Below are 11,224 nucleotides of genomic sequence, written 5' to 3' on the forward strand. Positions count from 1 at the left end.
CAACTAACAAAATATATATAAGAAAACATAGCAAAAATGATGTTCTAAAATATCCTAAATTATTTAAAAATATTGTCAAAAAAAAACTTTAAGTTAATAACTTTGGTTAACAGATCAAAACTTCTCAGTTTAACAGAGTTTGAAAGTATGAACATGAAGTTATATTTTTCCTCTTACAAACATAGAAAAAAGTATAAAATTATTTTATCCAACAGATGAAATATTGATAAAATTATAGACACTCTCTTTATAATGGTTTTTTTGCTGGTATACCTGTTTTTCTTGGATATTTTTTATCTGTTTTTTTTAATTTTAAAATTTCTAGTATTATTCTCTTGTCTTCATTTTCTGGTAATTTAAATTCAAAAATATTATTTATTTTTGCATTTAGAATTTCTAAAGCTTTTTTAGATTCTTCTATTTCGTTTAAATTTAATTTTTGTGGCAAGAAACGGCCATTTACTTTTATAAACGGAATCATATATTCTAAAATTATTCTTAGATTAGCCACTCCTCGGCAAAGTGCAACATCATAAATTTCACGATTATTTTTTATTAATTCTTCAGAACGTTCAAAACTTGTATTTACGTTTTTTAATTTTAATTCTTTTATTACTTCATTTATAAAGTCTATTTTTTTTCTAACTGAATCAACTAATAAAAAGTTTCTTTCTGGATAGTAAATGGCAAGTACAAGCCCTGGAAATCCAGCACCTGTTCCAACATCAATAAATGATTTTTCAGTATCATTTATAACTTTTGTTAAAAATAACGAATCTACGAAATGTTTTTCCAACATTCCTTTTTTATCTCTAATTGCTGTTAAATTCATAACTTGATTTTTTTTATATAAAAGTTCTAAAAACTCTAACATTTTTTCAATTTTTTTATTTTCTACTTTAATTTCTGATTTTTCAAGTAAATTCAAAAAATATTTTTTTAAATCAATATTTTCGTTTATATTTTCCAATTTTTTTCTCCTAATTTCTATTTTTAGTAAAAATAAATATTATTTTATTTCAAAACTCCATCCAAATACATTAATAATACTGAAATATCTGCTGGAGTCACTCCAGACATTCTAGATGCTTGCCCGACGTTATACGGACGATTTTCGTTTAAACGTTGTTTTGCTTCTCTTGTAATTCCCTTCATTTTTTCATAATCAAAATCTTTAGGAATTTTTTTGTCATCAAGTTTATGCTGTTTTTCCATAATTTGCATTGCTTTGGCGATATAGCCTTCATATTTTGTCTGAACTTCAATTTGATATTCAGTTTCGGCATCAAAGCTTAAATTTGGTGCATTTTCAATAATTTCAGCAATATACTTTATATCTTGATATGTCACCTTTGGACGACGCAAAATTTCTTTTAAGGTAGTTCCGCTCTTTAGACTTTCATTATATTTGTCAAGAATTTCTACAAGTCTTTCGTTACTAGTTCCTAATTTTATATTTTCCAGTTTTTCTATAGTTTCCTTTACATTTTTTTTCTTTTCTTCCACAATGTCATAATATTTTTTATCCAGAAGTCCGATTTTATAAGCCTTTTCAGAAAGTCTGATGTCAGCATTGTCTTCACGTAAAATAAGACGGTATTCAGATCTTGCGGTAAACATTCTATATGGCTCGAACAATTCTTTATTTATCAAATCATCTATCATTGTTCCGATATACGAGCTTTCTCTATCCAAAATAAACGGTTCTTCTCCTTTTATTTTAAGAGCCGCATTAATTCCAGCAATAATCCCTTGTGCAGCTGCTTCTTCATAGCCGCTTGTACCATTTACTTGCCCAGCCAGATAAAGTCCTTTTACTTTTCTTGTTTCAAGTGTGTAATCCAGCTCGCTTGGATCTACAATATCATATTCCACAGCATATCCATATCGCATTATATGGGCATTTTCAAGTCCATTAATTGTATTTACAATTTTTTGCTGCAAACTGGCAGGATAGCTTGTAGAAAGTCCGCTTATGTAAACTTCCGCTGTTTCAAAGCCTTCTGGCTCTAAAAATAAATGATGACTGTCCTTGTCGTTGAATTTTACTACTTTGTCTTCAATTGACGGGCAGTATCTTGGTCCTGTGCTGCTTATGCTTCCGTTATACATTGGAGCCTTGTCTAAATTATCAAGTATTATTTTATGTGTTGTTTCATTTGTTCTTGTTAAATAGCAAGATAATTGGGGCTTTTCCAAAATTTCGTTATTTAGTGTTCTCATTGAAAATTTTAATGGTACTCCTGTTATTCCAGGCTGCTCTTCAAGTTTTTCAAGATTTAACGTTCTAATGTCAAGTCTTGGCGGAGTTCCTGTTTTAAATCTTCCTATTTTTAATCCTAATGATTTTAGCGAACTTGTCAAATCATCAGCAGATAATTCTCCCATTCTTCCGCCTTTTACACGTTTATCTCCAATATACAAAAGCCCTCTCAAAAATGTCCCTGTTGCAAGTATAACTGCTTTTGCCAAAAATTCCATTCCAGTTTTAGTTTTTATTCCCTTTACAACTTTTTCCATTTTTTTAGAACCATTTTCAACAATTTCAATTTCATCAACAATCAATTCCGTAACAATATCCTGTACAGTATCAAGATTTTCCTGATGTTCTATTGTTTTTTTCATCTCTCTTGCATAAATTTTTCTATCTGCCTGAGCTCTCAACGAACGAACTGCCGGTCCTTTCTTTGTATTTAAAATTCTCATCTGCACAAAACTTTTGTCCATATTTCGTCCAATTTCTCCACCTAAAGCATCAACTTCTTTAGCTAGATGACTTTTTGCAGGCCCTCCAACTGATGGATTACAAGACATAACTCCTATATTATCAAGCGTTATCGTAAAAATTGCTGTTTTCAATCCTAATCTTGCTGATGCCAAAGCCGCTTCATTTCCCGCATGCCCAGCACCAACTACAATTACATCATAATTTCTCATTATATATAATTATGTAATTTTTTTTTATTTTAAAATTACATTCTCCTTTCGATTTTAAGTATATTTCCACAATCCATTATATATTAATATTTTGTTTTTTTCAATGCGATATTTTTTATAGATTTTTTATAAATTCATTTTTCTTAACTTTCATTATAACAAAATTATCAACGACATCTTCTTTTTTATTTTTTCCTGTTAAAACTGCTGAATTAATAATTTTCACGACTTTTTTCATTTCAATTTTTTCACTTAATTCTGCTCGCTCTTCTTGTGCATTTTCTAAAAAATATAGTTCAAAATGATTTCTTGTTTCAAGAATTCTTTGAATTTTATATTTTTCAGCAAATAATTTTAACTTAATACTCAAAACAAATTTTTCCATCTGCTCTGGAATTTTCCCAAACCTATCCCTTACTTCATCAAGCAGTTCAATTAATTCATCATTTGTTTCCAACATTGCAAATCGCTTATAAATATTTAATCTTTCATCTCTTTCAATATATGTTTCAGGAATAAATCCTCTTTCATCCAAAATAATTTCTACATTTTCAATTTTTTTGACAAACTCGCCCTTTTGCTTGCGAATTTCTTCGTTTAACATTTTTATATACAAGTCATACCCAAAAGTTTCGATTGTTCCATGCTGCTTATCACCCAAAATCTCTCCAGCACCACGTATTTTCAAATCTTCCATTGAAATTTGAAATCCACCTGATTTTATCCCTTCGACTTTTAGCATACTTTCTTCCTTTTGCCGCCCTTGTTTTGTAATATTTCTCGTTTTTAATAGATAACAGTATCCTTGTCTATTGCTACGTCCCACACGCCCTTTTAGCTGATACACCTGAGATAATCCTAAACCAGTAAAATTTTCAATCAAAATTGTATTGGCATTTCCCACATCAATCCCATTTTCAATAATTGTTGAAGCAATTAGAATGTCAAATTGACCATTTTCAAAACGTAACAGCTTGTCCTTAATTTCTTTTGGCGGTAATTGTCCATTTATAAATTCGATTTTTACAAACTCAGGGAGCATTCCTTTTAGTTCCTTCAATTTTTCCTTCATATTTTTCACATCATTATAAATATAAAAAACTTGCCCATCACGTGATAATTCACGCAAAATTGCCATTTTTATTGTTTCTTCATCCCAATCTAAAACTTTTGTTATAATGGGAAGTCTATTTGTTGGTGGAGTATCAATTATAGAAATTTCACGAATTCCAAGCAATGCAAGATTTAAGGTGCGTGGAATCGGAGTTGCAGTTAATGTCAATACATCCAGTTTTTCTCTTCGGGATTTTAATTTTTCCTTAGCTTTTACACCAAATTTCTGCTCTTCATCAATAATTAAAAGTCCCAGATTATTAAACTGCACATCATCGCTTAAAAGTCTATGAGTTCCAATAACTAAATCTATAATTCCACTTTTCAGATTTTTTAAAATGTTCTTTGACTTGCTTTTCGTAAGCCGTGATAAATTTTCAATTGTAATCGGATAATTTTCAAATCTTCTTTTAAACCGTTCAAAATGCTGTTCTGCAAGTACTGTAGTCGGAGCCACCATAACCACTTGCTTTCCATTGTCAATTGCTTTAAATGCGGCTCTCATTGCAACTTCTGTTTTTCCATATCCAACATCTCCACAAACAATTCTGTCCATTATTTGTGGGCTTTCCATATCTTTTTTTACATCATTTATTGCATTTTTCTGATCTTCTGTTTCCTCATACGGAAAATTTTCCTCAAATTCCTCCTGCCATACAGTATCCTTTTGGTATACAAAACCATTCTGGCTTTGCCGTCTTGCCTGTATTTTAATAAGTTCTGCTGCAAATTTTTGAATATCTTCCTCAATTTTTTTTCTTTTTCGCTTAAATCCACGTGTCCCTAACCTAAATAACTGTGGCTCTACATCATTTGATACATATTTTTCAAGCCTATCCAGTTTTTCCACAGGAATATACAAAATATCTTCATCAGCATACTTGATTTTCAAATAATCACGTTCATCCATTGTCTGAATCCCTTTATAAATTCCAACACCATATTGAACATGAATTACATAATCCCCTTCAACTATTTGATTAACTTTTTTATATTTTATAGCTTTATTTGTTTTTTTCTTCCGTTCGTAAATATATCCGTCAAGCTCTCTATCTGTAAGCACAAGAAAACTATTTTCGCTATTTTTATTCCCCAAATTATCATTAAAGATAAAACCTTCAAATAACTCATATTTTTCAATTTCTAGATTATTTTCCTTTTCATTTAAAATTTTTCCGTACTCAGCTAATTTCATTTCATAATTATTTGTAAAAATATAAACATTCTCAATTTTCGACAATTTTTCCAGCCTATTTTTATCCTTAAAAGTTTCAATTTGCTCCTGCGAGAAATTTTTGGTATTCACATAAATGCTTTCTTTCTTTAGATTTTCATACCTTTTTCGATAAATTTCTTCACGACTTCTATCTAGCAAAATAAATTCTTCAATTTTATAATCCAAAAGTTTTTCATTTTCAATAACAATAGTTACATCTTCAGCCCTTAATTCATCAATTAGTTCAATCAGCTCATAATTATTTCCAGAAAGCAAATTCCCAAAAATCTTTATTTCTTTTATCTTTTCCACAGAAATCTGACTATCAATGTCAAAAACTCTTATGCTTTCCAGTTCATCTCCAAAAAACTCCAATCTAACAGGATTTTCCAAATCTGGTGGAAAAATATCAAGAATATCGCCACGTCTGCTGTATTGCCCCTTTTTCTCAATCAAATATGAATTTTCATATCCATTTTCCACAAGAAATTCCACAATTTGTGAAAAACTATATTCCTTTCCAGTTTCAAAAGAAAAAAACTTAACTTTTTCAAAAAATATATCCAAAGTAATTTGAAGATTTACAAATAAAATAAATTGCTCTTGATTTTTTAAAATATCCAACAATCTTATATTTATTCCTGTAATATCTTCTTTATTTTGAAAAATATTTTCAAAAATATCAATTGTTTTTTTATTTGTTGTATCATTTTTACCAATTTCAAATTTTTTTTCTAAAATATTCTTTTGCTTTTCAGACATTTCATAATAATTCTCGAGCATTGCATAATAATTTTCAAGATTTCTATTTGATGCAGAAATATAAATTATTTTCTTTTTTTCTGAACATAATAAAAACCACGGAATTGCACCGCGGTAAAAATTATTTTCAGATTGTAAAATGTCTTTTTTTATATTTTTTAATTTATTTAAAAAACTTAAATTAAAGTTCATAACAAGCCTTTCTATTTTTATCTATTATTGTATAATCGCCATATTCCATAAACTATGTAAATATAAACAATATATGGTACAAATCCCAAAGTATGCAAATACGAAATAACAAAAACAAGTAATACTATTATAATTGCAAGACCAATTCCTTGTATTATTTCAGCAAACGAAACTGTTTCAACTCCGAATACATTTGGTTTGTAAATGGTATTTATCGGCTTTGTGAAAGGATTCAATATTAATACAGAATAAACAATTGCTTCTGCCTGAATTCCCATAAACCAGAATATGATTGTTGAAAGTCCAGCAAGAAACCCAAAAAATACTTTTCCAAAACCATGCTGTGGAGTAGTAAAAATATCTGTCAACACGAAAATTCCCATAAAAATCACTTCTCCAAGTGAAGTAGTAACATTAATATTTTGACTTGAAGCAATATAATACCCAAAGAAAATAGTAACAAAAAATGATACAGGTATATGCCACGTTATCTTAGATCTAAAAATCAGATATATAGCTCCCAAAACCATTGCAATTATCGAAAGTTCTGCGATTATTCCCCTATCCGTCAAAATTAAAGACGGCAATCCTGAGATGCTTTCAGAAATATTTAAAACTTCTGGATTAGCCCACGCTGCAGAATTTGCAGAAAGTACAGCTGGAAAAAATGTCAGCACAAACAGTTTCCCTAAAATTACTGGATTAAATATTTTCTTTTCTGTTCCTCCATATATAATTTTTCCAAATAATGTTGCCATTGCCCCTGCAAATGCTGCCACATAAATCGGTGTAAACGGAGCAAGTGAAAATCCTGTTAAAGCTCCTATTACTATTCCTGAAAAATCTTTCAAAGTATCTTTTTTTCTTTGTATTAATAATGAAAATATTATTTCTGCTAATTCTGATGCAATAACTGCCGATAATATTACTAAAATAGGTGCTACCTGATAAACTAAAAATGCAGCAATCAGCATCGGAAGCAAGGATATTATAATATCTACATTTGTTTTTGCTATATTTTCTTGCAATTCTCTTTTCTTACTTCTAAACATATTAAAATTTCACTACCTTTCTTTTCACAGTTTGCTTTTTTTAATTTAAAATTATATAAGCTTAGGGTTTGAGTAAAATAGTCATAGCTTTTAAATTCGGTTTTAAATCAGTTTTACTATAATTTTCTACTCTCTAAAAATATTCGATAATCTAAATTTTCTTATTTCAAAAATAAATCTAAACTTATGCTTTATAATATTTATTTTAATAAATACAATATTATCCATAAATTTTATTCTTATTCTGAAGAACTTGAATCTCCTCCACCTGTTGAAGTTCCTCCAGAACTACTGCTTCCACTATTATTTCCTCCTCCAGATACTTTTGAAGAAGAATCTTGAGATTTAGCTTTTGATGATCCATGTGATGATGCAGCTGAACTATTTTTTAAACGGCTATGTCTTGGCTCTTTATAAAAGCTATGTTTACTACCTTTTTTAGTCTTTTTACTTCCTTTTTTACCAGTCTTATTATTTGCATCAAGTGCAGTTTCTGGATTAGCTGCATTGTTTGGAGCTACATTTGTATCGGTTTTTGGTGCTGCAACATTTTGTTGTGGTGGTTGCTGCTGTGTATTTGGTGCTGCTACAGGAGCAGGCTGTTGTACTGGCTGTTGTACTGATTTTGGTGCTGTTTTTTTGTTTTCTGTTTTTACAGCCTTACTTTTTTTATCAGCTATACTTTTTCCAACTTCCTTTGTCTCATCTCCTAATTTTTTTACCAAACTTTTTGAATTTTTTGAATCCTGACTTCCAAATGCTACTAGCACAACTGACATTAAAAATAGAAAAATTCCTTTTATCTGTTTCATATCTTTATCTCCTTATCTTAATAAATATTTTATTCATTTATAAAAGTTTAAAAATTTTAATAAATATAGTATTTTTAAATTTTTATTTTCCTTAGCTCTTAACCTAAAGAAGTTAAAAACTTCTTATTAAACTTTGTTAAAATCGAAATTTTTATTATATAATGCTTTGTAAATTCCATTTTTATTTAACAGTTCATTATGATTTCCAACTTCTTTTATTTCACCTTTTTGTATCACTACTATTTTATTACTATTTTCGATTGTTGTCAACCTATGGGCGATAACAAATGTTGTTTTTCCTTCCATAAGTTTTTCAAGGGCGTCCTGAACCAATTTTTCAGACTCATTATCAAGGGCAGAAGTTGCTTCATCTAAAATTAATATTTGAGGATTTTCTAAGATTGCACGTGCTATCGCAATACGTTGTTTTTGTCCACCAGATAATTTTATACCACGTTCACCAATTTCTGTATTATAACCATCTGACAAGTTTTCAATAAATTCGTGTGCATTTGCCTGTTTTGCTGCTTCCACAATTTCTTCAAAAGTTGCGTCACGGCGACTATATTTTATATTGCTAAGTATTGTTCCAGAAAATAAAAATGTTTCTTGTGGCACAATTCCTATTGCTTTACGTAAACTCTTTATTTCATAATCTCTAATATCAATTCCATCAATTTTTAACGATCCGCTTGATACATCAAAAAACCTTGGTATCAAATTTACAAGTGTCGATTTCCCTCCACCTGAATTTCCAACAAAGGCAATTGTTTCACCTTTTTTAACATCTAAATTAATATCCTTCAATATTTTTTCAGAACTATCCTTATATTTAAAATCGACGTTTTCAAAAGTTATATCACTCATAAAGTTTTCAAATTTTATACAATTTTCACTATTTACAATAGACGGCATTTCTTCTAGAATTTCAGCAACTCTTGTAATAGAAGACATATTTACACTTATAGAGTTAAACCTTGTCATTGCACGTCTTGCAGGCGTATACATTGATGAGATTGCACCTACTATCGTGATAAAATCTCCAGGTGTGAAATTCTTTGCTCTCAAAACTCGATAACCGCTAAACATCAATAACAAAGCTATAATTATATAATTCATAGCTTCCATAACTGAATTAGCCTTTGCATTATATTTAGCAGATTTTACAGCAATTTTCTTTAAATTGATATTTTTCTTTTTAAAATCATTTATTTCATATTTTTCTGTAGCAAATGCCCTTATAATTCTAATTCCAGATAATGTTTCCTGCAATTTGGAATTAAGGCTATCTAACGCTTCTTGCCTTTGCTTTCCTGAACGTTTTAATCTTTTTGCATATTTTCTTACTGTAGTTATAAGAATCGGAGTGACAATCATAACTCCCAAAGTTAAATCAAAATCTATATAAAATGCTATTCCAAGACAAACTACCAGCTTTATTATTTCAGGTATCATATTAAAAATTTCTAATATAATTGAATTTATATTGCTAGGATCTGTCATTATACGTGTCATCATATCACCTATTTTTCTTCCTGAAAAATATTCCATATCCAAAGTCTGTATTTTATTATAAATATCAGTAACTATGTCTTTATAAATAGAAGATGAAATGACTGTTGAAAAAATTGTATTCCAATACATAAGCACTGCACCAATTACCGCAAGCATTATCATAGCTCCTGCCGCATACAGTATGTCTTTTTCATTTTTACCTGTAATTCCTTGGTCAAACAATCTTTTTATTAGTGCTATTGGAGCTGAAGAAACAAGCGAAGACATTGTTGCAAGTAAAATATTAAGTATTATTAATACGTAATATTTTTTTATGTATTTTTTTAATTTTAAAATTTCTCCAAAATCTAATTTTATCTTTTTCATAAATTTACCTTTCAATTTTATTTTTTGTATTTCTTATTTTTCCATGTTTCCAAATTGAGCAAGTAGTTTTGAGTGCACTTTTGTCCCAAAAAATCTATTTTTCTAGCATTTTTAACATTCTACGCAGCAGTAGAATAAATTATAATAACTGTATCAAAATATATTTCTAGATCAAATATTTGAAAAAGTATTTTATTTGAATATTTTTCTATAAATTACTGTAGATCCATCATTTAATTCCTTCTTAAACTCATCAAAACTTTCAAAGTCATCTCCACTCAAACGATAAATCCAATTTTTATCAAGCTTTAAGGAATTTACACCCTTTCTAGTTGTTATAAAAACATCCACTCCCAATTTTTTTATATCATTTCTATTCCCTTTATATCGGTGTCCCCAAGGATAAGCTAGACAATCTGGAGTTTTTCCCAACTTTTCACTAATAATTTTTTTATTTTCTAAAATTTCAAATTCAACAGTTTTTCTAAATTGTTCTTCACTAATTTTATCAAAAAATTCATCTTTTCTTTTTTTAAATAATTTATTCAAAAATTCTTTTTTCTCTTTTTCAGACATATTGTCCTCTTGAAGTTCTACAATATTTTTATATTTTTCTACAAAATCTTTTTTAGGCTTGTATCCAGGAATTGAAATTTTACTTCGTAATTTAAACACAGGAAATCCATTTAACTTTTCTGCATCATTTTTTGCATCATAATTTCCATCAAAAAACAAACTATAGCTTTCTCTTTTAAAATACGGTGAACTTTTCTCATCATAAAAATCCAGAACATCAATACTTTTTATTGTCAACTGATGCGAATGCGTATGAAGCTGAAAATCAACTAATCCGCTTTCATACATTTCCCTAATTTCATCCCAGTTTAAGTAGGCCTCATCTTTTGCAATAAACTTTGTATTCAAAAATATTGTAGCTTTCATATTATATTTTTTTAAAATTGGAAAAGCTAAAGTATAATTATTTTTATATCCGTCATCGAAAGTTATAAGTATCGAATTTTTTGGCAACTTATAATCTAAATTTCTTAGTTCTTCCATTTTAAAAGTCTTCTTATCCTTTATCCATTTTATGTGTTCTTCAAATTCATCCACAAAAATTCCGCCTTTATCTTTTTGACTATCAACACTGTGATACATAAGGCACAAAACAAAATTTTTCCTAGTTTTATTATATACGATAAATGCTAAAAATAGCAAGATTATTATTAAAAATAAATATATCATTTTTCCCTTCTTTC

The 11,224-nt window shown here is 28.8% G+C and carries 7 protein-coding genes; all 7 read right to left on the reverse strand.

Annotation, left to right across the window (positions count from 1 at the left end; genetic code table 11):
* Positions 1–247: 247 nt before the first annotated feature.
* Positions 248–970 (reverse strand): 16S rRNA (guanine(527)-N(7))-methyltransferase RsmG, encoded by a 723-nt coding sequence (gene rsmG / locus ACO409_RS03740; protein WP_485554960.1) that lies wholly within the window; start codon positions 968–970, stop codon positions 248–250.
* Between the two features lie 44 nt (positions 971–1,014).
* Positions 1,015–2,937 (reverse strand): tRNA uridine-5-carboxymethylaminomethyl(34) synthesis enzyme MnmG, encoded by a 1,923-nt coding sequence (mnmG, locus tag ACO409_RS03745; RefSeq protein WP_485554962.1) that lies wholly within the window; start codon positions 2,935–2,937, stop codon positions 1,015–1,017.
* Positions 2,938–3,052: 115 nt separating this feature from the next.
* Complete coding sequence (mfd, locus tag ACO409_RS03750; protein WP_485554964.1) at positions 3,053–6,220, reverse strand: transcription-repair coupling factor; 3,168 nt, start codon at positions 6,218–6,220, stop codon at positions 3,053–3,055.
* Between the two features lie 17 nt (positions 6,221–6,237).
* Complete coding sequence (locus ACO409_RS03755) at positions 6,238–7,272, reverse strand: RnfABCDGE type electron transport complex subunit D (protein ID WP_485554966.1); 1,035 nt, start codon at positions 7,270–7,272, stop codon at positions 6,238–6,240.
* A 239-nt stretch (positions 7,273–7,511) separates the two neighbouring features.
* Positions 7,512–8,084, reverse strand: coding sequence for a hypothetical protein (locus ACO409_RS03760; RefSeq protein WP_485554968.1), 573 nt, complete (start codon positions 8,082–8,084; stop codon positions 7,512–7,514).
* 126 nt (positions 8,085–8,210) lie between these two features.
* Positions 8,211–9,965 (reverse strand): ABC transporter ATP-binding protein, encoded by a 1,755-nt coding sequence (locus ACO409_RS03765; protein WP_485554970.1) that lies wholly within the window; start codon positions 9,963–9,965, stop codon positions 8,211–8,213.
* Between the two features lie 192 nt (positions 9,966–10,157).
* The gene (locus tag ACO409_RS03770; RefSeq protein ID WP_485554972.1) at positions 10,158–11,210 is read right to left on the reverse strand and encodes a polysaccharide deacetylase family protein; all 1,053 of its coding nucleotides are present in this window, start codon (positions 11,208–11,210) and stop codon (positions 10,158–10,160) included.
* Positions 11,211–11,224: the final 14 nt, after the last annotated feature.

This window comes from Leptotrichia sp. (assembly GCF_057270615.1).

Coding starts and splice junctions, on each gene's coding strand:
- ACO409_RS03765 (WP_485554970.1), bottom strand. CDS start 9,965: ATGAAAAAGATAAAATTAGATTTTGGAGAAATTTTAAAATTAAAAAAA.
- ACO409_RS03760 (WP_485554968.1), bottom strand. CDS start 8,084: ATGAAACAGATAAAAGGAATTTTTCTATTTTTAATGTCAGTTGTGCTA.
- ACO409_RS03770 (WP_485554972.1), bottom strand. CDS start 11,210: ATGATATATTTATTTTTAATAATAATCTTGCTATTTTTAGCATTTATC.
- mnmG (WP_485554962.1), bottom strand. CDS start 2,937: ATGAGAAATTATGATGTAATTGTAGTTGGTGCTGGGCATGCGGGAAAT.
- mfd (WP_485554964.1), bottom strand. CDS start 6,220: ATGAACTTTAATTTAAGTTTTTTAAATAAATTAAAAAATATAAAAAAA.
- ACO409_RS03755 (WP_485554966.1), bottom strand. CDS start 7,272: ATGTTTAGAAGTAAGAAAAGAGAATTGCAAGAAAATATAGCAAAAACA.